At 33.0% G+C, this 24,810-nt stretch carries 19 protein-coding genes and 1 tRNA gene; 13 read left to right on the top strand and 7 right to left on the bottom strand.

The window, feature by feature from the left end; genetic code table 11:
- Nucleotides 1-110: 110 nt before the first annotated feature.
- Nucleotides 111-2,723 (bottom strand): alanine--tRNA ligase, encoded by a 2,613-nt coding sequence (alaS, locus tag RM519_RS09150; protein ID WP_311593423.1) that lies wholly within the window; start codon nt 2,721-2,723, stop codon nt 111-113.
- Nucleotides 2,724-2,860: 137 nt separating this feature from the next.
- Here alaS and RM519_RS09155 point away from each other — a divergent pair, with 137 nt between their 5' ends.
- The 3 genes from RM519_RS09155 to RM519_RS09165 are packed head-to-tail and all read left to right on the top strand — an operon-like array spanning nt 2,861 to nt 5,160.
- Complete coding sequence (locus tag RM519_RS09155) at nt 2,861-3,832, top strand: M23 family metallopeptidase (RefSeq protein WP_311593424.1); 972 nt, start codon at nt 2,861-2,863, stop codon at nt 3,830-3,832.
- Nucleotides 3,833-3,889: 57 nt separating this feature from the next.
- Nucleotides 3,890-4,222, top strand: a complete 333-nt coding sequence (locus RM519_RS09160; RefSeq protein ID WP_311593425.1) for a MerR family transcriptional regulator — start codon at nt 3,890-3,892, stop codon at nt 4,220-4,222.
- Nucleotides 4,223-4,227: 5 nt separating this feature from the next.
- On the top strand, nt 4,228-5,160 hold the full coding sequence (locus tag RM519_RS09165) for an MBL fold metallo-hydrolase (RefSeq protein WP_311593426.1): 933 nt from the start codon (nt 4,228-4,230) through the stop codon (nt 5,158-5,160).
- 68 nt (nt 5,161-5,228) lie between these two features.
- Here the strand turns inward: RM519_RS09165 and odhB are convergent, their stop codons facing one another.
- The gene (gene odhB / locus RM519_RS09170) at nt 5,229-6,437 is read right to left on the bottom strand and encodes a 2-oxoglutarate dehydrogenase complex dihydrolipoyllysine-residue succinyltransferase (protein WP_311593427.1); all 1,209 of its coding nucleotides are present in this window, start codon (nt 6,435-6,437) and stop codon (nt 5,229-5,231) included.
- Between the two features lie 28 nt (nt 6,438-6,465).
- Nucleotides 6,466-9,204: a 2-oxoglutarate dehydrogenase E1 component gene (locus RM519_RS09175; protein ID WP_311593428.1), complete on the bottom strand. Its 2,739-nt coding sequence runs from the start codon at nt 9,202-9,204 to the stop codon at nt 6,466-6,468.
- A gap of 227 nt (nt 9,205-9,431) precedes the next feature.
- Here RM519_RS09175 and RM519_RS09180 point away from each other — a divergent pair.
- The 7 genes from RM519_RS09180 to RM519_RS09210 all read left to right on the top strand — a co-directional run bounded on the left by RM519_RS09180 (nt 9,432) and on the right by RM519_RS09210 (nt 16,978).
- A tRNA-Asn gene (locus RM519_RS09180) sits at nt 9,432-9,505 on the top strand.
- 209 nt (nt 9,506-9,714) lie between these two features.
- Complete coding sequence (locus tag RM519_RS09185) at nt 9,715-10,917, top strand: site-specific integrase (protein ID WP_311593429.1); 1,203 nt, start codon at nt 9,715-9,717, stop codon at nt 10,915-10,917.
- Nucleotides 10,918-11,133: 216 nt separating this feature from the next.
- Nucleotides 11,134-11,898, top strand: a complete 765-nt coding sequence (locus tag RM519_RS09190; RefSeq protein WP_311593430.1) for a hypothetical protein — start codon at nt 11,134-11,136, stop codon at nt 11,896-11,898.
- 153 nt (nt 11,899-12,051) lie between these two features.
- Nucleotides 12,052-12,471 carry a hypothetical protein gene (locus tag RM519_RS09195; RefSeq protein ID WP_311593431.1) on the top strand — a complete coding sequence of 140 codons (420 nt, stop codon included), beginning with the start codon at nt 12,052-12,054 and terminating at the stop codon, nt 12,469-12,471.
- A 51-nt stretch (nt 12,472-12,522) separates the two neighbouring features.
- Nucleotides 12,523-13,485: a motility-associated ABC transporter substrate-binding family protein gene (locus RM519_RS09200; RefSeq protein WP_311593432.1), complete on the top strand. Its 963-nt coding sequence runs from the start codon at nt 12,523-12,525 to the stop codon at nt 13,483-13,485.
- Nucleotides 13,486-14,605: 1,120 nt separating this feature from the next.
- Entirely contained in the window at nt 14,606-15,370 is a 765-nt protein-coding gene (locus tag RM519_RS09205) for a porin family protein (protein ID WP_311593433.1), read from the top strand.
- Nucleotides 15,371-15,427: 57 nt separating this feature from the next.
- Nucleotides 15,428-16,978, top strand: a complete 1,551-nt coding sequence (locus RM519_RS09210) for a YiiX/YebB-like N1pC/P60 family cysteine hydrolase (RefSeq protein ID WP_311593434.1) — start codon at nt 15,428-15,430, stop codon at nt 16,976-16,978.
- On the opposite strand, the gene RM519_RS09215 is transcribed toward RM519_RS09210, so the two are convergent.
- From RM519_RS09215 to RM519_RS09230, 4 genes are all read right to left on the bottom strand, one after another.
- Entirely contained in the window at nt 16,975-18,189 is a 1,215-nt protein-coding gene (locus tag RM519_RS09215; RefSeq protein WP_311593435.1) for a metallophosphoesterase, read from the bottom strand. The genes RM519_RS09210 and RM519_RS09215 overlap by 4 nt on opposite strands.
- Nucleotides 18,190-18,194: 5 nt before the next feature.
- The gene (locus RM519_RS09220) at nt 18,195-19,241 is read right to left on the bottom strand and encodes a hypothetical protein (RefSeq protein WP_311593436.1); all 1,047 of its coding nucleotides are present in this window, start codon (nt 19,239-19,241) and stop codon (nt 18,195-18,197) included.
- A 1-nt stretch (nt 19,242) separates the two neighbouring features.
- Nucleotides 19,243-20,022 carry a bestrophin-like domain gene (locus RM519_RS09225; protein ID WP_311593437.1) on the bottom strand — a complete coding sequence of 260 codons (780 nt, stop codon included), beginning with the start codon at nt 20,020-20,022 and terminating at the stop codon, nt 19,243-19,245.
- 126 nt (nt 20,023-20,148) lie between these two features.
- On the bottom strand, nt 20,149-20,625 hold the full coding sequence (locus RM519_RS09230) for a nucleoside deaminase (RefSeq protein WP_311593439.1): 477 nt from the start codon (nt 20,623-20,625) through the stop codon (nt 20,149-20,151).
- 76 nt (nt 20,626-20,701) lie between these two features.
- Here RM519_RS09230 and RM519_RS09235 point away from each other — a divergent pair, with 76 nt between their 5' ends.
- The 3 genes from RM519_RS09235 (at nt 20,702) to RM519_RS09245 (ending at nt 24,646) form a co-directional block, all read left to right on the top strand.
- Nucleotides 20,702-22,150 (top strand): SLC13 family permease, encoded by a 1,449-nt coding sequence (locus RM519_RS09235; RefSeq protein WP_311593440.1) that lies wholly within the window; start codon nt 20,702-20,704, stop codon nt 22,148-22,150.
- 133 nt (nt 22,151-22,283) lie between these two features.
- Nucleotides 22,284-22,700: a hypothetical protein gene (locus tag RM519_RS09240; RefSeq protein WP_311593441.1), complete on the top strand. Its 417-nt coding sequence runs from the start codon at nt 22,284-22,286 to the stop codon at nt 22,698-22,700.
- 107 nt (nt 22,701-22,807) lie between these two features.
- Complete coding sequence (locus RM519_RS09245; RefSeq protein ID WP_311593442.1) at nt 22,808-24,646, top strand: SulP family inorganic anion transporter; 1,839 nt, start codon at nt 22,808-22,810, stop codon at nt 24,644-24,646.
- Nucleotides 24,647-24,810: the final 164 nt, after the last annotated feature.

Genomic DNA, 24,810 nt, shown 5'->3' on the forward strand with positions numbered 1-24,810 from the left:
AAAATGAAAGACTATATAATCGTAAAATTAAAAATTTTTAAATCCAAGTTTTTAACGTTTTACTATTGTGAAGTAAAAACGTTTAACAATATGCTCGGAATTAAATAACCTTAGCTTAGATAATCTTTAACTTGTTCTAATGCTTGCGGAATTCCTGCTGGATTTTTTCCACCCGCGGTAGCAAAAAATGGTTGGCCACCGCCACCACCTTGAATTAATTTCCCTAATTCTCTTACTACTTGCCCAGCATTTAAACCTTTATTTGCAACTATGTCTTTTGCAATATAACAGGTTAACATTGCTTTTCCATCTTTTTCTGTGCCTGCAAAGAAAAACAGATTTTCAATTTCTCCACCTAATTCAAATGCTAAATCTTTAATACTTCCTTGATCTAAATCTAATTTTTCAGCAATGAAATTTACACCATTAATTTCCTGAACATTTGCCTTTAAAGTAGCTTTAAGGTTTTTTGCTTTGCCTTTTAATAAAGATTCGATTTGCTTTTTTAATGCAGCGTTTTCATCTTGAATACTTTCTACATATTTTACTGGATTTTGAGGCCCTTTCATTGCTTTCTGAACCGCAGTATATTCTTTTTCTTGATTTAAATAATAATCTGCTACACCATCCAATGTTAAGGCTTCAATTCTTCTAATTCCAGATGCAATTGCACTTTCAGAAGTTATTTTAAACCACCAGATATCTCCAGTATTTTGCACGTGTGTTCCTCCACATAGTTCCATGGACTTTCCAAACTGAATCATACGAACAGTATCTCCATATTTTTCTCCAAACAAAGCCAATGCACCTTTATCTATGGCTTTTTCCATTGGAATGTTTCTGTATTCTTTTAAAGGGAGTTTTCCTTTAATTCTAGCGTTAACAAAATCTTGAACTTCCATGAGTTCTTTTTCCGAAACTTTTGAAAAATGCGAAAAGTCAAAACGCAAATATTTCGAGTGTACTGCAGAGCCTTTTTGCTCTACATGCTTTCCTAACACTTTTCTTAAACCTTGATGAAGTAAGTGTGTTGCGGTGTGATTACAAGCAGTTCTATATCGTTGTTTTTCATCCACTCTTACCGTAAAGAATTCCGTCGGGTCTTTTGGTAAATCTTTAGTTAAGTGGATGATTAGATTGTTCTCTTTTTTTGTATCTAAAATGTATACGGTATCACCGTTACTTTTTTCTAGGTATCCTTTGTCTCCAACTTGGCCGCCTCCTTCTGGGTAAAAAGGTGTCATATTAAATACTAACTGATACATAGTTCCTTCTTTTTTAGAAGTAACCTTTCTGTATCTCGCAATTTTAACTTTTGCTTCTAAGGTGTCATAACCGATAAAGTCTTCGGTTTCATCTTCAAATAAGACTTGCCAATCATCGGTGTCTAGAGCAGAAGCTTTTCTACCTCTTTCTTTCTGTTTTTCTAATTCCTTGGCAAATTCATCAGAATCATAAGACAAACCATTTTCTCTTAGAATTAATTCTGTTAAATCTTCTGGGAATCCATAAGTGTCTTTTAATTCAAAAACTTTAACTCCAGAAATTTTTTCTGAAGTATTGTTTTTGATAACGGCATCTAATAAATTCAATCCTTGATCTAAAGTTCTTAAGAAAGATTGTTCTTCTTCCTTTATTACGTTCTCAATCAACTGCTTTTGAGCCTTTAATTCTGGGAATGCTTTGCTCATTTGTTTGCTTAAAACAAACATCAACCTATATATAAATGCTTCTTTTTGATCTAGGAATGTAAATCCATAACGGATGGCTCTTCGTAATATTCTACGGATAACATAACCCGCTCCATTATTACTTGGCAATTGACCATCTGCAATAGCAAATGCAACGGCTCTAATATGATCTGCAATAACTCTAATGGCAATATCTGTCTTTTCATCTTCGCCATATTTAGAGTTGGTAATGGTAACTATTTCTCTAATTAATGGTGTAAATACATCCGTATCGTAGTTCGATTTTTCACCTTGAACCACCATACAAAGACGTTCAAAGCCCATTCCAGTATCAATATGTTTGTTTGGTAATTCTTCTAAAGAACCATCTGCTTTACGGTTGAATTCCATAAATACCAAGTTCCATATTTCTATAACCAAAGGATGGTCTTCGTTGACTAAATCTTTTCCGGGAACTTTTGCTTTTTCTTCAGCCGAACGAATATCTACATGAATTTCAGAACACGGACCACAAGGACCTTGCGCACCCATTTCCCAAAAATTGTCTTTTTTATTTCCGTTTAAAATTCTGTCTGCTGGTACGATGGCTTTCCAATAGTCATATGCTTCTTGGTCAAATTTTGTTCCGTCATTTTTATCACCTTCAAATACGGTAATATATAGGCTTTCCTTGTCAATTTTATAAACTTCAGTCAATAACTCCCAAGCCCATTCAATTGCTTCTTTCTTAAAGTAATCTCCAAAACTCCAGTTTCCTAACATTTCAAACATGGTATGGTGATACGTATCCATACCAACTTCTTCCAAGTCATTATGTTTCCCAGAAACTCTTAAACATTTTTGTGAATCTGCCACTCTTGCATCCGTCACTTTTTTCTGACCTAAAAAGTACTCTTTAAAGGGTACCATTCCTGCATTGGTAAACATCAATGTAGGGTCATTTTTTAATACCATTGGCGCAGAAGGCACAACTTTATGACTCTTTTCTTTAAAGAAATTTAAGTAGAGTTGTCTAATTTCTTGTGATCTCATAAAAACGTTAATTAATGTTTAAAAAAATACTGCGCTAAAAGCAGTATGAAAACATTTTGTAATTTTGTTTGTTGCGGAAAAACAATATTAAATAAGGTGTTTCCGTTGAAAGTACAAAATTAAGATATTTTAGCGGTATGGCGAAAGTTAAATACTATTACGATGCGGAAACATTATCGTATAAAAAAATAAAGCTTAGAAAGCGATCTGTATTTACCAAGTTGTTTGGTTCTGTAGTTGCTTTTGGTTTAGCTATGATCCTTGGTTTTGGGGTGTTTTCTTATTTTTTCGAAACTCCAAAAGAGAAGGAATTGAAACGTGAATTGGAGTTTTTAAAATTAAGCGAAAACTTACATAAGAAAAGGATTGATCAGTTTGAGAAAGTATTAGAAGACTTACAGGATAGAGATAACAATATTTACCGCACTTTTTTTGAATTAAACCCCATACCAGAAGAGCAAAGAACAGCCGGGTTTGGTGGGGTAAATAGATATAAAAACTTAGAAAATTTTGAAACCTCTGAGTTGGTTATTGATATTACACAAAATATGGATGTGTTATCGAAACAATTAAAAATTCAATCAGAATCTCTAGATGAAATTGTAAAATACGCTAAGAACAAAGAAGATTTATTGGCGGCAATTCCGGCTATACAACCGATTAGAAGCGATGATTTAACTAGAATGGCTTCTGGTTATGGATGGCGTACGGACCCTTTTACAAAGGCTAGAAAGCGTCATTACGGAATGGACTTTACAGCGCCACAAGGAACTCCGGTATATGCTACGGGGCCGGGTAGGGTAACACGGGTAGACTCCAGAGCATCTGGATTTGGAAAGCATATTCGTATTGACCATGGTTTTGGATATTTGACTTTGTATGCACACTTAAGTAAATACAACGTAAAAAGAGGTCAGAAAGTAAAACGTGGAGATTTAATTGGATTTGTTGGAAATACCGGTAGATCAGAAGCACCGCATTTACACTACGAGGTATGGAAAAACAAACATAAAATCAATCCTATTAATTTCTACTACGGAAATTTATCACCTAAAGAATTTGAGCGCATGCAAAAAGCGGCTCAGATTGAAGGGCAATCGTTGGATTAATTTATAGGAAATAGAATCTTTTAACTATCTTCGTAAGAGAAAAACATCACTATATACATGCATATTGATTTACCTGAAAAAAGATACTACAAAATAGGAGAGGTGGCTAAAGCCTTTGAGGTAAACAATTCATTGATACGTTTTTGGGAAAAGGAATTTGATATTTTGAAACCCAAAAAAAACGCTAAAGGAAATCGTCTTTTTACACAAGAAGATTTAAAAAACCTGAAATTGATTTATCATTTGGTTAAGGAGAAGGGATTTACCTTAGACGGAGCCAAAAAGAAAATGAAACAAAACCCAGAAGGAGAAATAAACAGGCAAGAGATTATTTCTCATTTAGAAAACATTAAGCAAGAATTGATTAATATTAAAAATCAATTATCTTAAAATAGATGCGTCAACTTTTTATAATTATTACGTCCTTTTTACTACTGTTATTTCAGTCTGAGAAAGAGGAGGTTTCTAATGCTCCTTATGTTTATGTATTAGGAGTTGCGCAAGATGCAGGATATCCTCAAATAAATTGTGAAAAACAATGTTGTAAACGGGTGTATGAAAATCCCGAATATAGACGAATGGTTTCTTCAATTGCAATTGTTGATCCAATTTCTAAAGAAGAATGGATTTTTGATGCTACTCCAGACTTTTCTGAACAAGTTAAATTGCTGAACGATCATACGAATAGACACGGGGATTTACCTGAAGGTGTTTTTTTAACCCATGCACATATGGGGCATTATACGGGATTGATGTATTTGGGAAGAGAAGCGATGGGTGCAAAAAACATGAATGTTTTTGCCATGCCTAGAATGAAGTCTTACTTGGAAACGAATGGCCCTTGGAGTCAATTGACTTTATTAGGCAATATCGCTTTGAATTCTATAAATAATATGAAAGCAGTTCAGTTAAATGAACGTGTTGCTGTTACACCTATACTAGTACCTCACAGAGATGAATTTTCAGAGACCGTCGGTTATCTAATAAATACAGGTAAAAAACAAATTTTATTTGTTCCAGATATTGATAAATGGCAGTTGTGGGAGCACAGTATTACAGATTTAATTAAGCAAGTTGATGTTGCATTGCTAGACGCTACGTTTTATAAAAATGGTGAGATTAATAGAGACATGAGCGAGGTTCCGCATCCATTTGTTGAGGAGAGTATGGAGTTGTTCGAGAACTTATCAAAAGAGGATAAGGCAAAGGTGCATTTCATTCATTTTAACCATACCAATCCTTTATTAATTGATAACAGTGAAGCAGTTCGAACTGTAGTTAAATACGGGTTTAAAATTGCAAAGCAAGGGGCGGTAATAATCCCTTAATCAAAAAAACAGATGAATAAAAAAGCCCGAACCAATGGTTCGGACTTTTTTATATTTTGAATATAGAGCTACATTTCTAATGCAGTTTTAATATCATTATTCATCAATAATTCAACAGGATTTTCTAAGGCTTCTTTAACCGCTACTAAGAAACCAACAGATTCACGTCCGTCAATAATTCTATGGTCATAAGATAAAGCTACATACATAATAGGTTGAATAACCACTTCTCCATTAACAGCCATTGGTCTGTTTACAATATTGTGCATTCCTAAAATTCCACTTTGTGGAGGGTTGATAATAGGCGTAGACAGCATAGAACCAAATACACCACCATTAGTAATGGTAAATGTTCCGCCAGTCATTTCGTCAACGGTTATTTTTCCGTCTCTAGCTTTTATAGCCAATCGTTTTACTTCGCTTTCTACACCTCTAAAAGATAAGTTTTCAGCATTTCTTATTACCGGAACCATCAATCCTTTAGGGCCTGAAACTGCAATTGAAATATCTTGAAAATCGTGTGAGATTTTAAAATCTCCATCAATCATAGAATTCACATCTGGATACATTTTCAAAGCTCTAACAACCGCCAATGTAAAGAAACTCATAAAACCTAAACCAACACCATGTTTTGCTTTAAAGGCTTCTTTGTACTCGCTTCTTAAATCAAAAATAGGCTGCATGTTTACTTCGTTGAAGGTAGTTAGCATTGCTGTTTCGTTCTTTACAGAAACCAAACGCTGAGCAACTTTTCTACGCAACATTGATAATTTTTTGCGATCACTATTTCTATTTCCATGTGCAGGAGCAGTTCCCATAGACGGCACTGCTTTAATAGCATCATCTTTAGTTACACGTCCATCTTTTCCAGTTCCTTTAACTTCAGATGCAGCAATTCCTTTTTCAGCCAAAATCTTTTTTGCGGCTGGTGATGCACTACCAGTAGCATAAGTATCAGATTTAGGCGCTTCCGTTTTTGGTGCGGCAACTTCTTCTTTTACTTCTTCCTTTTTAGGTGCTTCAGAACCTTCCGGTTTTTTAGCGTCCATATCAATTAAGCAAACTACGGCTCCAACAGCCACAGCATCGCCTTCTTCGGCCTTAAGCGTAATAATTCCACTTTCTTCAGCAGGTAATTCTAAAGTTGCTTTGTCTGAATCTACTTCAGCAATAGCCTGATCTTTCTCTACATAGTCTCCATCTTCAACCAACCAAGTTGCAATTTCTACTTCTGTAATCGATTCTCCCGGAGATGGGACTTTCATTTCTAAAATCATCGTACTATAATTTTACGTTTTGAATTTTTTATTTTTCAGTAGTGTCAAAAACACTATCAATAACTCGTTGTTGTCTTCTTTTATCTCTTGCGCCATTTCCTGGTGCTGGTGCTGCAGCAAAATCTCTAGCAGCCACTTTTAGTGGAGCCAATTCAAATCGCTGTAGCATGTAAGTCCATGCTCCCATATTTTTAGGCTCTTCTTGTGCCCAAGTATATGTTTTTACATTCGGATAGCGATCCATTATTTTTTGAATCTTATCGTGATGTAAAGGGAATAATTGCTCAATTCTAACAAGAGCAACATTTTCGTTTTCTAATTTCTCTCTTTCTGCTAATAAATCATAATAGAATTTACCAGTACAGAAGACCATTTTAGTTACTTTTTCTGGATTTATTGTATCATCAATGACTTCTTGGAATTGACCTCCAGCCAATTCACTTATAGATGAAACGGCTTTTGGATGACGCAATAAACTCTTAGGCGTTAAGACAATTAATGGTTTTCTAAAGTCACGTTTCATTTGACGACGTAACAAGTGGAAGAAGTTTGCAGGTGTTGTACAATCTGCAACAATCATATTGTCTTTAGCGCACAATTGTAAATAACGTTCCATACGGGCAGATGAGTGCTCAGATCCTTGACTTTCGTACCCATGAGGTAATAAGACAACAATTCCGTTTTGCATTTTCCATTTGTCTTCCGCAGCAGAAAGGTATTGGTCAAAAATAATTTGAGCTCCATTACTAAAATCACCAAACTGAGCTTCCCAAATAGTTAAGGTATTTGGGTTGGCCATTGCATAACCATAGTCAAAGCCTAATACGCCATATTCAGATAATAAAGAGTTGTAAATATACATCTCTCCTTTATTGTCTTTGTTTGTGTTTAACAAGTTGATGCGCTCTTCAGAGATCTCATCACGCAATATAGCATGACGGTGACTAAAAGTTCCACGTTCTACATCTTGTCCAGAAATACGAATATCAAAGCCTTCTTCTAATAAACTTCCATAGGCCATAGTTTCTGCCATTCCCCAATCTAAGGCGTCTGTTTCAAAAACCATTTTTGCTCTACCTCCTAAAATTCGTTCTGCTTTACGAACAAACTTTACACCTTCTGGAACTGTAGAAACTACTTTGGCAATATTTTCTAAGTTTTCTTTTGGGTATGCAGTCTTAATAGGACTTAACATGCCATCTAAACGTTGTCTATTAAAATCGGACCAACGTTCTTCCATAAATTCACGAACCTTTGAAGAGTCAGACTCTTTCGCTTTCGTAAATTCCGTTTCCATCATTGCTTTAAAATCTGCAACAATCTTTTTACCATAACCGGTATCGATTGTATTTTCAGCAATTAATTTATCGGTATATATTTTTAAAGGATTGCTATGTTTCGAAATTGCTTTATACAATTTAGGTTGTGTAAATCTTGGTTCATCTCCTTCGTTATGACCATATTTACGGTAACCTAATAAATCTATATAAACATCCTTTTTAAATTTCATTCTATAATCTAGCGCTAGTTCAATAGCATGAACAACCGCTTCCGCATCATCAGCATTTACGTGCAATACTGGCGACAATACAACTTTTGCCACATCTGTACAATAGGTACTTGATCTAGCATCTAAATAGTTGGTTGTAAATCCGATTTGATTATTTACAACAATATGAATCGTACCACCAGTTTTATAACCGTTTAATTGGCTCATTTGAGCAACCTCGTAAGCAATTCCTTGCCCAGCAATCGCAGCATCACCATGGACTATAATTGGTAATATTTTTGAATCATCACCTTTGTAATCCTTATCAATTTTAGCACGTGTAATTCCTTCTGCTACAGAAGCAACGGTTTCTAAATGCGACGGATTTGGCACCAAATTCATTTTGATGGTTTTTCCGTTTTGATAAGTTTTGTCTAACGTAAGACCTAAGTGGTATTTTACATCACCGTCAATATTCGCATCTTCAAAATCTTTTCCTTCAAACTCGCTAAACAACTCGTTCATTGGTTTTCTAAACACATTGACCAAGGTGCTTAATCTACCTCTGTGCGCCATACCAATAACTGCTTCTTTAACACCGTAATCTTCTACGGCATTATATAAAGCAACACTAATAGCCGGAATTAAAGATTCACCTCCTTCTAATGAGAAACGTTTTTGACCAACATATTTTGTTTGTAAAAAACTCTCAAAAGTAACGGCATGGTTTAACTTAGAAAGAATGTATTTTTTTGCTTCTACAGAAAATCGAGGATGATTGTCGTTAAAGTTTAATTTAGACTGCCACCATTTAATCACTTCCGGATTTCTGATATACATATATTCTACACCAATAGAAGCACAATAAATTTGCTCTAAGTGTAAAACAATATTCTTTAGGGAAGTGGTTCCTAATCCTAAAACTTCTCCTGCATCAAAATTAGAATCTAAATCAGCATTTGATAGCCCAAAATTTTCAAGCGCTAACGAAGGGGAGTACTCTCTTCTGTTTCTAACAGGGTTGGTTTTGGTAAATAAATGACCACGAGTTCTATACCCATTAATCAAATCTAAAACTCTAAATTCTTTGCTAACTTGTTCCGGAACTTCAACGGCTATTTCTTCGCCATTAATTGAGTAGTTCTCATTGGCCAAATCGTATCCTTGGAAAAAACTTTTCCAACTTGGTTCAACCGCGTCTGGATTTACCAAGTATTGGTCGTATAAATCAGAAATAAACTCTGAGTGTACGGCATTTAAAAACGAAAATTTATCCATAATTTTTTTCGTACAAAAATGTTTTAATTAAAACAGGGTCAAAAATACAACGATTTCGTAAAACCACCATTTATTCTGTTGATATTTAACGGATCTTTTTAAGATTTTATAATCAATTCTGATTCAATTTAAATTCCTAAAGAAAGGAAGTAATAATTTTTTAAAAATTGTTTGGCAGAAGTATAAAAAGATATATATTTGCACACCGAAATTAAAAATCGGTACATTCCTCCTTAGCTCAGTTGGTTAGAGCATCTGACTGTTAATCAGAGGGTCCTTGGTTCGAGCCCAAGAGGGGGAGCAAAAAATGACAAGCCTTTACAGAAATGTAGAGGCTTTTTTGCGTTATAACATTTCCTGCCTAGGAATTTATTGAATTTCTCAAATTCATTCATTTTCAACTCCTTTTGACAACTTGTCAACTTTTTTTGAGGGAAAAGTACCCCACTTGGTACTCCAATAAAAATTCTAGGTACCCCATTTAAAATAAACCAACTAAAAATTAAAATTATGAATAAGAATAAACTGAATATATTATTATATACGGATAAAAGTAAATTAAGTAAAAAAGGTGAATGCCCTATAAAATGTAGATTAACTTATCTAAAGATTAGAAAACAATTCTCAACAGGACTTTTTGTAAATCCAAAATACTGGAATTCTAAGAAACAGAAGGTTCTAGAAGATTCTGAACAATCTGATTATTTAAACACGCAACTGAGCCTGATAATGAATAAAATTAATCAGGCTTTTTTATTGCTTCAAATTCAAGAATCTAACTTTTCTGTAGAAGACATTTACAGCACATATAAAGGAGAGAAATTAGCCAAAGAATACAATGTAGTTGAATACTTTGAAATGTTCTTAAAGCGTCTTAAAAGACTTATAAACATTGAAATTAAGGCTGTAACATACAAGAAATACAACTATGTAAAGGAAAATGTGAAATCATTCATTAAATGGAAGTACAAACGCTCAGATTATCCATTAAAAAAGTTAAAACAACAGTTTTTGGATGACTTTGATTATTACTTAAAAGTTGAGAGAGGACAAAAGCAAGTTACTATTAATAAGGAGATACAAAGATTTAGGAAACCTATTAAAGTAGCAGTTTCTGAAGGATATCTAGAAAGAGATCCATTTATGTTGCATAAAAATAAGAAGGTGATTAAAAAGATTGTGTTTTTAACTACGGAAGAATTACAGAAATTTGAATCACACGTATTTGAACAATCTACTTTACGATTAGTACAAGACCTATTTATTTTCTCTTGCTATACAGGGTTAGCCTATAATGAATTGAAGCAGTTGTCTAAGAAGCATATTGTGAAAGGTTTTGATGGAATGAATTGGATTGAAATGACTAGGGAAAAAACACAAGGAAATATATCTGTTCCAATACTTTCAAAGGCTTCAGATTTAATTGTTAAATATAGAAATGATGAGGTTGACCAAATATTTCCTGTTATGAGTAATCAACAGTATAACTCTTATTTAAAGGTTGTAGGAAGCATTTTAGGTTTTGACAAAGTATTAACTACTCATATTGCTAGAAAAACCTTTGCTAGTACAGTATTGTTATATAATGATGTTCCAATTGAAATAGTAAGTAAATTATTAGGGCATAGTAGTATTTCCATAACTGAAGAAAGTTATGGTAAAGTGATAAAAAAGAGAGTGAGTGATGAAGTGAAGAGGCTGGGGTCTATTTAGTTAAGTATAAATTTAGTACTTTTGTTATATAATATCTAACTAAACTACAAATTCCACTTCATAGAAATGGTGATTAATTGAAATCTCCTGGTTAGAACATTTTATCGACCTCATTTAAATCGTTATTAAAAAAGTATTTATTCAACCCCTCTGATACATTTTGTTAGACAGTATTTGCTGTTTGTTCAAGTCGATTATTAACTAAAACTAAATAAAATGAAAAGAGTAATTTTAATTTCCATGGCGTTATTGATGTGTAATGTTTTGGTAGGGCAAAGAAATGATAATTCTAAATACTGGATTACATTTGAGTACAAAGCAAAAGAGGGTATGGTGCAAAAGTTTATGGAGGCTGCGGCTGAAAAGACTACTAAGTTTAATAGTAACCCTGATCATTCTATGATGACTTATCGTGTAATTACTGGTAGAAATTCAGGAACATTTGTTAGGGTTCAATCTAGTAAATCACCTGCTGATTTTGATAAAGATCGTTCGGCTGAAGGAGAATATTGGAATGAAAATGTAGGTAAATACATTGGGGAAAATATTGGGAGAAAACACTGGGTACTGCTAGATAGCGGTTCTTACAATAGTGATCCAGAAAATACAACCCCGAAAAAATTTGTAGAATGGAGGTCTTTTGATGTGAAACCCTCTGGAATTCTTCATTTTAGAAGATTTATGTATCGAATTGCAAAAACTCTTGAAAAGAGAGAAGTTGAAGGAACAAGATTTTTATATCGACTAGTAAGTGGTGGAAATAGAAATTTATTTGTTGTTGTAATGCCATTTGACACTTTTAAAAGATCTAATCAACAAGAGTTTGAAAATTCTTTTAGAGATGATTATAACGAACTACATGGCTATGGAACTTTTGATGAAGATCAAGCAAATTTTGATAATTCACTTGAAAATTGGGGAGAAATGATTGAAACACTTCAATTAGAGCCTTCTATGACCACAGGAATGATGAATAAATAGATTCATTATTAAAAAATGGATGACAAAAACCTTACGAATAAATTCTACTAGAATAATAAGGTTGGCTTCAAATAAATTGACCCTATATTTTGTCTCTATTTACGATTTAGAGATTAAGTAAATATGAATTATACTAATTAAAAATTAAATACTATGGACGTTTTTGAAAATGCAACTCAATTTTTTCACAATTGTGAATCCGCTAAAGGATGGGAATTTTGTAAGGAATATGTGGATGATAATGCCATATTTACTTCTCAAAATCAAGCTCTTTCAGAGGTGAATGATGTTAAAACATATGTTGATTGGATTTATAATTTAAGCACAATTACAATGCCTGGCTGCACGTATAAAGTACATGCATCTGCATTTGATGAAAATAAGAATACAGCAATTTTTTTTGGTACTTTTAGTGGTACACATTTAGGAGAAGGTGGTCCTGTACCTCCAACAAATAAATCAACAAACACGGATTACGTATATGCACTTAAAATGAATGAAGCTGGTAAAGTTGAAAAAATGACTAAAATTTGGAATGCACCATATGCTTTGCGTGAACTTGGTTGGATGTGATAAATTAGGCCGTTTAATATAACATTGATTTAATGCGTAACCAATTCTTATATGACAATTGACATTAAAGGAGTTAAGTTTATAAAAAGCATTTGGGTTGTCTATTGTTTAATTGAAATATTTTTAATCGATATAAACCAATTAAATGCTCAGCAAATTCTCGACAGTACTTTTGCTTATAAAGTTGAGAATCCTGTTTATCCGTTAAATTCTGGACCGATTATTCATATTGATGAATATCATAATAATGACATGTCCATTAATGTTAGGATGTTTCCCCTATTAAAATTACTTCGCCATGATGGTTATCGCATTCAATCATATAATGATTCCTTTAGTACAGAATTATTAAATGAAGTAGAAATATTAGTAATTATTGGTGCTCTTCATAAATCAAATATTAATAATTGGAAGTTGCCTACGCCTTCAGCACTTACCGATTCTGAAATGAATGTATTACTTGAATGGATAGATAACGGAGGGAGTTTATTATTAGTTGCAGATCATATGCCGTTTCCAGGAGCCATTCAAAAGTTCTCATCTAAATTAGGGGTTAATTGGTATAATGGTTTTGTTATAGATTCTATAAATTGGGGAATGACCGTATTTTCAAGAAGGGATAATACCTTATTAAAGCACCCTATAATTGAGGGTAAAAACAAGGGAGAAAAGGTAAATTGGGTTGCTACTTATTACGGAAGTGGGTTCAAAATAGAAAATGACTCAATTATTGGTCTATTATCTTTTAATAATCCAAATATTGTATCGTATCAAACAGAACAGGCTTGGAAGATATACCCTGAAACACCTATTGTTTCTTTTAAAAACTTATACCAAGGTGCAATTTTGAAAAAAGGGAAGGGAAGAGTTGCTTTTATAGGTGAGGCAAGTTTATTTTCAGCTCAGTTAGTCGGAGAACAGCAGAACCCGGTTGGATTAAATTTTCAGAATGAAAATCAAAACCTTCAGTTTGTTCTTAACATTTTCCATTGGCTATCTAAGGAAATAGATTGAATATGAATTTTTTTATTTAATAGAGTAAAAGACTTAAATAGCACATTTTCATAGGATGAGAAAGAATAAAAAAACCTGAGTACTGATAACGATACTCAGGTTATAAATAAATCAACCCCAAAGATTCATTTACACTATAAAGATAATAGAATTTATTATTCAAATTGAATTAACTTTGCAGTTGGTGTAAAACGGACATTAAATTGTTGAAAATTAATGACATATGATATTTAAGAGTGTGGAGTTAACATTATATATTTATTGAGAATAGTATTTTTGAAATCTAAATCATGCCCAAATATTTGTAAATTTAATTGAAACTTATATATTTGGAAAAGTAGACATTTACAGTCTACTTCTTTTTCATAGCAATTTTCCCATCTAAGTAATTAGGTGGGTTTTTTATTATCGATTGATTATACATTGTAATTTTTAAGAAATTCTTCAAATGTCATGGGATTTAAATTTCTAGACAACAAGTGATTTTTGTAGGTTGAGTAGTTCTTTTGAGCAACAATTAGAACTTTATTTGAAGAATCAAGTTCTGCCTGAAATAATTTTTGCACTGTGATTGAATTTGAGAATTAATATTAAATACTATTCTCATAACAATTATTAAGGGTTTGAAATTAAGCAAAGTAAGCGGTAATATCAAAAAAAACTTGAACAAAATATAGTAAGATTATAATGTCCAAGTTTTATATTAATCGTCCCCACAACGATTGATTTTATAAAAATAGCAAAAAATATGGGTTCAGATATTAAAAATATATATGCTGTAATAGATTATAAATGTTTGGTTTATAATTTTTAGTACATGGTAAATAAGAATATTTAGGAACTATAATAATTGAAAGAAAAGACTTGTTTTCTATTTAGTTCAGAATTTCCATATTGAGATAGTAAGTGAATTGTTAGGGCATAGTTCTATTTCAATAACAGAAGAGAGTTATGGTAAAGTGATTAAAAAGAAGGTTTGCAATGAGGGTTTTGAGGATTCTACAAATCCTGTCATCCCGACTAAATACTATCTCAAGAATTTCGTGGAAAGTTTAATTTTCAAAGAAATTCTTGCGAATGCTACATGAGAATTCATTAATTTTAAAGTAAAATTAATGCCATGAAAAAAATTATATTCTGTACCGCTCTTTTATGTTCCTTATTAATTAACGCTCAAGATTCCAATATCAATTCAAGCTCTGATGAGAATCAAAGAACATTTTTAGTTGAGCCTTATTTAATGTTTCCCAATATGAGCGGAGTAAATCAAATTAAAAGATTACCAGCCGTGGAAGTTGATGCAAATCCAGGAGATATTTTTGGACAGTTGAAATTTGGTGGGATGTTGTATTTTGAAACTACAAAGAATGATTGGACGTTAAGTTCTGATTTTCTCTATATGCATTTGGCCATGGGTGTAGAAGAAGGATTGCTTGTACAAAGTGGTGAGCTTGTATTGAAAGAGTTGTTGTTTGAAGTTTCCGGTTTAAAGAGAGTAACCAATTGGTTAGAAGTTGGCGTTGGAGTTAGAATGATAAGTTTAAAAGAAGACATGGAGTTACAACTAAAAGTTGGTGCAATTGGTCAAATAACAGGAGGGTTAACTGAAACATGGTTTGATCCTGTCGTTATTTTAAGATCTAATGGGTCATTTAACGAACAATGGTTTTATAAGTTACGGGGAGACTTAGGAGGTTTTGGAATAGGGTCTGATTTTACATGGCAAATTCAAGCGTACGTTGGCTATAATTTTTCAGAGAAATTTCACTTAAGTTTAGGGTATAGAAATATTGATATTGATTACGAAAATGGTGCAGATACGGACTATTTTAAATATGACATGAGCACTTTCGGCCCTAATCTCAGGGCTGGATTTAGTTGGTGATTTTTTTTAATCAACTTTTATCGTAAATTGGTTGCAATCAACTGACAAACGTTTTTAATGAAAAAAAATACCCTCAAAAAAATTGGGATAGTTGGGGCTATATCAATTTTAATTTTCACAGGATATATGTATGTGAAAATTTCTATCAATGATTCTAATAGAGAATCAACCTGTTTTCAATTACTTGCCAATAAAATAGAATCTGGAATTACACCTGAAGAAATAGCTGAAGCAGATTTATCAAGATTGCAATATTTAGTTGAATACAGTTTGGTTGCAAGAATGCAGATGTTGGAAGTTTCGAACCGATTACGCGTAGATAAAGATGCTCCTATTCCGAGTAGAGACTTACTTATTTTAAAGCAAGGAACCGAAGATTATTTAAGTATAAGAGAAGAATTGTTAGAAATAGCAAATTCTTACGAATGTGGGTTGGAAGTTTCCGATAAAACATTAGAGAAATACGGAATAGATGAAGAATTGAAACTAAAAGGTCTTTTGGTTTCTCTTAGTGCAGCACTAACCTTATATGACAACTACTTAATAGGGGTGGTTTTATTTGAGCAAGATGCTAGAATACGCAAACTAATAAATGATCCCGATGCGGGGTTTGGGTTAGTGGCCAACTTGCTAAACGAAATGACGTTAAATGCAAACTCTATAGAATCGAGACATAGAATTAGAAGAGTAATTGAATATTATGAGAGTTCTTTGGATACATTAGATTTTCTCGGTGAAACTGAGGCGGATTTTGCTTATTTGAATCAATTGATAGCATCTAGTCCGTCATATAATTATGTAAAGAAGTTTAGGGCTACAGAAATTGCTTCTAAAAAATTCATTGCGTTTGAAAGAATTGCCCAAGATTTAATATCAAAATCTTCTGATGATGGATTTGATATGGTCAGTGGATTATTCGGAAATACAATGGGGCTTTTTGAATCTAGAAAGGGAAAATTATATAAGAATGATAGTGTCAAAAATCATATTATTGAAAATTTAAAACCATTAGATATTTTATTGGAAAAAACACCTTTTAGGTTAACGGATAAATTAATACCAGGTCATTTTGGGCATGTTGCTATTTGGACTGGAACCAAATCAGAGTTAATAGAATTGGATCTATGGAACAACCCTTATGTAAAGAAGTATAAAGATGAATTAAGTAATTCGAATGATTCCAATTCCAAAAATGAACATCAAATTATTGAAGCATTAAGATCAGGAGTACAATTAAGTACTTTAGAAGAGTTTATGAATATTGACGATTTTGTCATATTAAGACCAATATTTAATGAGAATGAAGGTGAAGAACTAACAAAAGAAGCCTTATTAATGGCCTTTAGACAAGTAGGTAAAAAATATGATTTTAATTTTGATGTAAATACTACTGATAAAATAGTATGTTCCGAATTGGCATACGTGTCTTTTCCTTCAATTGATTGGCCAACTGAAAAAACTTTGGGAAGGCATAATATCAGTCCAGACAATGTTGCCAAATTAGCTTGGAATAGTTTACCGTTAGAACTGGTAATGTTTTATCATGATGGACAATTAATACCTGAAGAGGCCCAGTTGGAAAAAATGAAAGAATTAATGACTAATTAATTTAATTTAGAAACTTCACCAAGGCTATTACTTTTAAACCGTTTATACTTTTTTTTATCTCTTACAAGAAGTAATAATTCAGTGGCAGCATCATTTAAATCTGTCGTTAACAATTTTCCTTTATACCTTTCTGTAATAGTTTCTTGAGGTGTGTGAGCAACCACATGTAATTTTGCTTTATATTTTCTTAACATGGCATTTAGTTGCGGAGCTAAAGTATCTTGATATACATAGCCTCTATACCAAAATGGACTATCTGGATGGTAAAAATGATTTCGAATAGTTTCCCATTCATCAACTTCATATTTCGTACTATCCGCATGTTCCTCCATTAAATCTAAAAAGGCCTCTTTTTGTATATATTCTGCGGTTGTCTTGTTAAAGTCGTTTATAGAAGGATTCCCAAGATCTACGATACCACCATGGGCCAATATTGCATTGTCAATTTTAATAACTGAAGCTTTCTTGCTAAGCCATGTTCCTAAAAGAGATTTATTTGGATGAAATAGATAATCGTAAGTTACACCATGTGCAAAGGGTATTGAAGCTTCCTTTCTGCTGAGATATCTCAAATCTTTACTCATTACCATTATTTCGTGGTTTCCTAGAACTACATGAACTTTTCCGCCTTTTAATCGTGCTTTTTCTTCCAACTCATAAATAAACCATAGCACCTTTGTTACGTCATCTCCTCGATCGAAAAGATCGCCTAAAAATACGAGATGCGCTTTACCTCCAATCCATTCTAAATCGGAATTTATGAGATTCGATTTTTGAAGCAAATTGGTTAGTTGATTGTATCTACCATGTACATCTCCAACGACATAAATTGAATCTACATTTCTATAAATAGCATTTTCTAATTTGCTTTTTGGTCTAAGTTTAATCGTTTGTTTTTCAGAATTTTCACCGCCTATTTCCAAGAATATCGGTTCATCTATGGTGTGGTTTACATTAAATGAATGCGAACGCGAACTTGATGTTTGTCCTTTCTTAATTACCGTATTGTCTAAAGTTCGCAATATAATATGTCCAGAATCTTCTTTGTTGGTTATCCATTTTATTTGAAGCCCGTCTTTATATTCAATAAAAAGACCATTGGTTCCAGAATAGTCGAGTTTATTTTGAATAGGTTTAGTATTTGTAAAACTGATAAGTCCTATCGCTACTAAACAGGTAATTAATAAAACAACTCTCTTTGGGTATTGCATATTTTTTATTTAGAATAGGTGTGTTCGTGCTCTGCTCTGCAGGCTCTAATTATTTCATCTCTAACCCTATTTGGGTCATTTAGTATGTCGTAAAAATTGTTCAAATATTTCGTAATGTAATTTCTACTTTTGTCTGTAAGAAAAGGAACGTCGATTAGTGTTTTTTCTAATTGAGGCCTAATTTTTTTGTAAAATACTAAGGTTTCTGAATAATTATTTATCCTACATAGACCTCTAAAGACTCTTGTTCTTACACTAGAAATTTTAACCACATCTGGTGGTGTAGCATAAGACGTGTTTACCCATCCTGAATAATCGAAATCATACGGAATTCCAATAGGTAATTCCTTTTCTTTACCTGCAAGAACTTTCATATTATGCCTATTGGGAACCGCCCAGTCTAGATTGCCAATTAAATATTGAAAAAAAACCATTTTATCTAATGTTTCTTTTTGTAGGGCTTCTTGATTTACTATTCTGCCGTCAAATTCTTTCAATCCATTTCTTTTGGCCAGATCGTCTATATCTTCTATTAAAAAACCTAATTGATGAGTAGTTCGATTATTTCTTAAAGTATCTATATATGTTATTTCACAAAGTCTAGTTTTGAAACTATATGGGGTAATGACCTCGAATAATTTGTAGGCTAAATATTCCTTTAATGCGTTTTGACTGTAATTGTTAGAGTTGATACAATGGGTTACTAATTTTAGTTTGTCTTGCCCTTCAAAAACTGTATTTTTGGTTTGTTTCTTTTTAAAATTTAGCCGTAACGGAGGGAATTGACATACTTCTTTCTTAGCTCTTGTTACGCCCCGTACTCTAATTTTAATTTGATGTAATTCTTCTGTGCCGTTTTCATTTTTAACAATTAATTGCGCAGGCCTTTGTTCTCTTTCTTTAAGGTCATTGGTTATTTCTCTTAACGAAGTGCTAATGACAATTTTTAGTGGCTCATTAGTTTCAAATAAAGGTGTATCATTCTGTCCAATCAAATCAATAAATGAAATGGAAAATAAAATTAAAATGGTATGAAGTTTAAGTGATTTCACATTATTTATTGGCTTTGTCTACTCCTTTAGATTTGATTATTTCAAAGGAATCGTGATCCATTTTTAAATTTCCCACTAAAGGGTTGCTCATCATAAAAATAAAATAAATTAAAACCGCAACAAATACATTATATAAGGACAAAAAAACCAGAGATACACGGTTTAAATCATATACAGAATAAAATATCCATAAAAATATCATACCAAAACATAATATATAAATAAGATATGGAGTCATTGTTTGTTGCGAATAAATTCTAACCTGCATAAGTTGGGTAATATGATTAATGTCTTTAATAACATCTGTTTTAATATTTGAACTTATCGAATCATTTGCGGGTAATTTATATGCCATTTGAATTGCATCTACCATTGCATCTGAAGATTTCGAATGGAATGGATTGGCTTTTAGTTCTAACCAGTTGTCGTTTAAAGTGTATTTTATATAATCTATTAATTTGGTTTTTATACCCTCCGATTGAACTGAAGGGTTTATATTTAACTTTATGATTACATTGATAATTAGAGATGCCTCTAGTTCCATTGAATCACGTAATTTGTTTTGTTCAATCCGTTCATTTGCATAACTCAGAGAGAGTAACAAAGCAATTAAACCGGCTGTTACTCTGAATAAGAGACGCCCAATTCGCTCGTGTTGTTTGGTTAGTTGTATTGCAATTAGTTTTTTTGAAAAGGTTACTGTTAGTAATCCAATTGCAACTGTTAAAAGTGAAACAATACATATTCCGAACCACGTGGGTAACTGAAATAGAAAATCCATACTTCAAAATTAAATTTTGCTAATTGAAGTAAATATAAGAATAATTGAGAAGATAATATTTTAAAAGCAAATCGGTGCTTTAACTATGATTTTGAATAAAAGAGTTAAATAATGAAGCGGTATTTATTAATACTCCGTTTTTCCTTCCTTTGCATCCCATTCATTAAAAATTTCAATGGCTTCAGATTGTAATATTTGTACAAACTTGATGCGTCTATCTCCAATTTTCTTATCTAATTCTTCATAAATAAATTGATCATCAAAATCTATTTTAGCGGCATCCACCTTATCACAGCCGTAAAATACTGCTTTTGGTCGTGCCCAATAAATAGCACCTAAACACATAGGGCAAGGTTCGCAAGAAGTGTAAATAATACAATCATCTAATTGAAATGATCCAAGTTTGTCACAAGCAGCTCTTATGGCTGTAACTTCAGCATGTGCTGTTGGATCATTTGTAGATGTAACTTTATTAAAGCCTTCTGCAATAATTTCTCCGTTTTTCACAACTACAGCACCAAATGGGCCTCCAGCATTAGAATTCATTCCTTCTTGCGCCAAAGCAATGGCTCTTTTCATAAATTGAATATCATTTGTTGTCATAGCCTTAAATTTATTGCGAAAGCAAAGATAGGAACTAAACCTTTATTATGTTGCAATTAATATATAATTTAGATTTATGAAGTTAACCAAACAGCAACTAGGGCTTTTACTAGGGCCAATTGTCTTTATTTTAACAATTTTATTTTTTAACCCTAAGGGATTGTCACCTGCTGGAGTTGCAGTGTTGGCGGGGGCTTTTTGGGTTGCAATTTGGTGGATTACCGAGGCAGTACCAATTGCGGTAACTGCTTTGTTGCCTATTGTTTTGTTTCCGCTCACAGGAGCTGTTAACCTTAGTAATGTAACTGCGTCATACGGACATAAATATATTTTCTTATTCATTGGAGGGTTTATTCTTGCAATAGCGATTGAAAAATGGAATTTGCACAAAAGAATAGCCTTAACTATTATAAGAATAGTAGGAACCAATGTAAAACAGATCATCCTTGGTTTTATGGTTGCAACCGCTTTTTTATCAATGTGGATATCAAATACGGCAACCGCCGTTATGATTTTACCAGTTGGTTTGGCAATTGTATCTCAGTTAAAAGATAATCCTGAAACTGTAGAAGATGAAAATGAAATATTTGGAAAGGCTCTGATGTTGGCCATAGCCTATAGTGCCTCAATTGGGGGTATTGCAACTTTAATTGGAACCCCTCCAAATCTTGTAATGGCAGGTGTAATGCAAGAAAACTACGGGATAGAAATTTCATTTGCTCAGTGGTTTTCATTTGGTTTTCCGATAAGTATTTTTTTACTCGTGTTATGTTGGGTGTATCTTACCAAGTTTGCATTTAAATTTAAACAGAATGATTTTCCTGGAGGAAAAAAAGAGGTAGAGAAACAAATACATGCTTTAGGTAAAGTGTCATTTGAAGAAAAAATGGTGCTAATTGTTTTTGCCACAACTGCAATATGCTGGATTAGTCGCTCTTTTTTATTAGTAAAAATAACTCCTATAATTGACGATACGATTATTGCCATTATTGCAGCTATAGTGCTTTTTGTAATTCCAACGAAGGACAAGAAACGAGCTTTGTTAAATTGGGAAGACGCCGTTAAACTGCCCTGGGGTATTTTATTGCTTTTTGGGGGAGGCATGGCCTTGGCAAAAGGTTTTGAAACAAGCGGATTGGCTGTGTGGATGGGAGGTAAAATGACTTCTTTAGAGGGTGTCTCTCTATTCGTTTTAATTCTTATTATCGTATTTATAGTCAATTTTTTAACAGAAATAACTTCTAATTTGGCTACTACAGCCATGTTGTTACCTGTGTTGGTTTCGTTAGCGGCCGCAATACAAGTACACCCTTATTTTTTAGTTATATCTGCAACATTGGCAGCTTCTTGTGCCTTTATGCTACCAGTGGCAACACCTCCTAATGCTGTGGTTTTTGGATCGGGATATTTAAAAATAAAGGATATGGTAAAAAAGGGCATTTGGTTTAATTTAATTTCAATTGCGGTTATTACTATTGCAGTGTATGTAAGCCTGCCTTTACTTTGGGACTTGAGTGAATTCTAGTCCCTAGAGAAGCACGATGTTTAGGAAGTCCTATATATTTTTATATATTTGCTGCTCCCAAATACTTTAAAACTTGCTTTTTAGCAGGTTTTTTTACGAATTAATTCCCCGCATTAAATTATCGATTAACTGAATGAAGTATATACTGCTATTAAGTATTCTTGCGCTTAATTTTTCCGGATTTAGTCAGGAAATAGGTTCTATTAAAGACGGAGAACATATCATTAAAATACATAAAACAAACAATCAGTTTTCTTGTTTTTATTCCGATGCCAGCCTTTCTGTTTCTACGGATTTAAAATCATTTCAATTCCCGAATATTGAACAAGTTTACAATATAATAATGGATGGTTTTGAAAACGAGAATAATCATAAAACGTATGTTTTAACCAATAAAGATACGATTGTGAAATTCGAGTTCAATAGAATAAACGGAGAAGTACAATTAAAAATAAAGCATAATAACTTGCTGAATAATACTATTGGTAGCACATCTGCATTGAGTAAAACTCAAATCCATGAACTCTTTGGGAGTTCTATCCCTAATTAAAATAGATTTTAATATTATACGCATTTTGTAATTAGGTGGGATTATTTTCTAATTAATTTGATATTGAATTGAGTATATTTGTGTTTGACACTAAAATAACAATTCTTATGAAAGACTTTTTCAACTTTGATTTTTCAAACTTTAAAGGCGATTTATTTGGCGGGTTTACTGCTGGTATTGTTGCTTTACCTTTGGCATTAGCGTTTGGGGTCAGTTCTGGTTTAGGCCCAGTTGCGGGTCTTTTTGGAGCAATATTTGTTAGTTTTTTTGCGGCAATGTTTGGTGGTACAAATACACAAATATCTGGTCCAACTGCTCCGATGACGGCAGTTAGTATTGTTATGATTGCTGGTTTAGTTGCGGCGAATGATGGAGATTTAAATCGTGCCTTACCCGCTATATTAACCGTGTTTATTTTGGCTGGAATTTTTCAAATACTTTTAGGTATTTCCGGTTTAGGTAAATATATAAAGTATATCCCATATCCGGTAGTGTCAGGGTTTATGACAGCAATTGGGGTTATTATTTTAATCACACAAATATTACCATCGGTTGGTTATTATCCTGATGAGGACCTTAAATATGTGAATGGTTTTAAGCCTCAGGCAGAAGAATTAATTCTTGAAAATATATTAAGAGAAGAAGCAGGAGAAGGTGTATTGGTTTTAGAGCATTTTGAAGGAACGATAAGAAGGTCTAAGGAGGTTAGTCAGGAAAAAATTTTAAAGGAATCAAAAATTTTGGCAAATGCCGAGGCATCTGGAGTTATAGGTGCATTAAAATTGATGCCGAGGGCGTTTAACAATATTAATTGGTTAGAGTTTCTCTTGGCCTTAGGAACAATCATTATTATTTATGGTTTTAAAAAAATTACAACGGCAATTCCAAGTACACTTGTTGCTTTAATTGTCATGTCGCTTGTTGCAGTTGGTTTTGGGTTTGATTATAGACCCATAGATGAAATTCCAAGCGGACTCCCTATTCCTCATTTTGAAGTATTTACTCAGTTTAATTTTGAATCGATAACACCGTATATATTTACTGCTTTTACCTTGGCTCTTTTAGGTGCAATTGACTCGCTTCTTACGTCAGTTGTGGCAGATAATATGACCAAAACAAAGCACAACCCAAACAAAGAATTGGTAGGGCAAGGTGTTGGGAATAGTTTGGCAGGCTTGTTTGGAGGTATTCCTGGTGCGGGAGCAACAATTAGAACAGTAGTTAATATAAATGCTGGTGGAAGAACAAGGTTGTCAGGTATGTTGGCAGGCGTTTTATTGTTGATTGTTTTATTGGCACTAGGTCCAGTGGCTTCAATGATTCCGGCCGCTGTTTTGGCAGGAATTTTAATTACTGTTGGTATCGGAGTAATGGATTATAAAGGGCTAAAAGCCGTTCCATTTACACCAAGGTATGAAGTGGTAATTATGACAATTGTCTTGGTGTTGGCTTCTGTTTGGAATCTAGTATATGCTGTGGGGATTGGGCTGACTATGGCGTCTTTAGGGTTTATGAAAAAAATGGGAGATTTAACAACAGAACATTCAGATGTAAAATCTTTAAAAGAGGAAAAAGCATGGTCTGATGAGAAAAATTTTCCAGAAAATTTGAAATCAGAAGTTTTTGTGAAACATATTAAAGGGCCTTTGTTTTTTGGGTCTACGAGTGAGTTTCAAGAACTTGCAAAGCAAATACCAGAAAAAGCATCAACTGTAATTATTAGAATGGATCGGATGCAATATGTAGATCAGTCCGGACTATATACTTTAGAAGATGTTTTAATTGATTTAGTTAAAAAGGATGTGCAAATACTCTTTGTTGATGTTTTAAAGCAACCGAGATACATGTTAGAAAGCATCGATATTATTCCTGATTTAATTCCTGAGACACAAATTTTTGAATCTTTTGATGAAAGTATCTCTTGGTTAAAAGCGAATTTACCTTAGCGTAAACGTGAAAAATGTAGACTGAATAAACTGTAGTCAAATACGAGTTGTATTGCGTAAAAACTATTAAGAATTTGATTCTATAATTAATTATAGAATTATAATTGGTAACTGTTGAGATATGATTTATTGGATGAAGGTAATTTTTAAAGATTCGTCTCCTT

The sequence above is a fragment of the Urechidicola vernalis genome, assembly GCF_031846385.1.
Classification (GTDB): Bacteria; Bacteroidota; Bacteroidia; order Flavobacteriales; family Flavobacteriaceae; genus Urechidicola; species Urechidicola vernalis.

Bases quoted from the DNA above. Each gene is read 5' to 3' on its own strand.
- alaS (WP_311593423.1), bottom strand. From the start codon at position 2,723: ATGAGATCACAAGAAATTAGACAACTCTACTTAAATTTCTTTAAAGAA.
- RM519_RS09155 (WP_311593424.1), top strand. From the start codon at position 2,861: ATGGCGAAAGTTAAATACTATTACGATGCGGAAACATTATCGTATAAA.
- RM519_RS09160 (WP_311593425.1), top strand. From the start codon at position 3,890: ATGCATATTGATTTACCTGAAAAAAGATACTACAAAATAGGAGAGGTG.
- RM519_RS09165 (WP_311593426.1), top strand. From the start codon at position 4,228: ATGCGTCAACTTTTTATAATTATTACGTCCTTTTTACTACTGTTATTT.
- odhB (WP_311593427.1), bottom strand. From the start codon at position 6,437: ATGATTTTAGAAATGAAAGTCCCATCTCCGGGAGAATCGATTACAGAA.
- RM519_RS09175 (WP_311593428.1), bottom strand. From the start codon at position 9,204: ATGGATAAATTTTCGTTTTTAAATGCCGTACACTCAGAGTTTATTTCT.
- RM519_RS09185 (WP_311593429.1), top strand. From the start codon at position 9,715: ATGAATAAGAATAAACTGAATATATTATTATATACGGATAAAAGTAAA.
- RM519_RS09190 (WP_311593430.1), top strand. From the start codon at position 11,134: ATGAAAAGAGTAATTTTAATTTCCATGGCGTTATTGATGTGTAATGTT.
- RM519_RS09195 (WP_311593431.1), top strand. From the start codon at position 12,052: ATGGACGTTTTTGAAAATGCAACTCAATTTTTTCACAATTGTGAATCC.
- RM519_RS09200 (WP_311593432.1), top strand. From the start codon at position 12,523: ATGACAATTGACATTAAAGGAGTTAAGTTTATAAAAAGCATTTGGGTT.
- RM519_RS09205 (WP_311593433.1), top strand. From the start codon at position 14,606: ATGAAAAAAATTATATTCTGTACCGCTCTTTTATGTTCCTTATTAATT.
- RM519_RS09210 (WP_311593434.1), top strand. From the start codon at position 15,428: ATGAAAAAAAATACCCTCAAAAAAATTGGGATAGTTGGGGCTATATCA.
- RM519_RS09215 (WP_311593435.1), bottom strand. From the start codon at position 18,189: ATGCAATACCCAAAGAGAGTTGTTTTATTAATTACCTGTTTAGTAGCG.
- RM519_RS09225 (WP_311593437.1), bottom strand. From the start codon at position 20,022: ATGGATTTTCTATTTCAGTTACCCACGTGGTTCGGAATATGTATTGTT.
- RM519_RS09230 (WP_311593439.1), bottom strand. From the start codon at position 20,625: ATGACAACAAATGATATTCAATTTATGAAAAGAGCCATTGCTTTGGCG.
- RM519_RS09235 (WP_311593440.1), top strand. From the start codon at position 20,702: ATGAAGTTAACCAAACAGCAACTAGGGCTTTTACTAGGGCCAATTGTC.
- RM519_RS09240 (WP_311593441.1), top strand. From the start codon at position 22,284: ATGAAGTATATACTGCTATTAAGTATTCTTGCGCTTAATTTTTCCGGA.
- RM519_RS09245 (WP_311593442.1), top strand. From the start codon at position 22,808: ATGAAAGACTTTTTCAACTTTGATTTTTCAAACTTTAAAGGCGATTTA.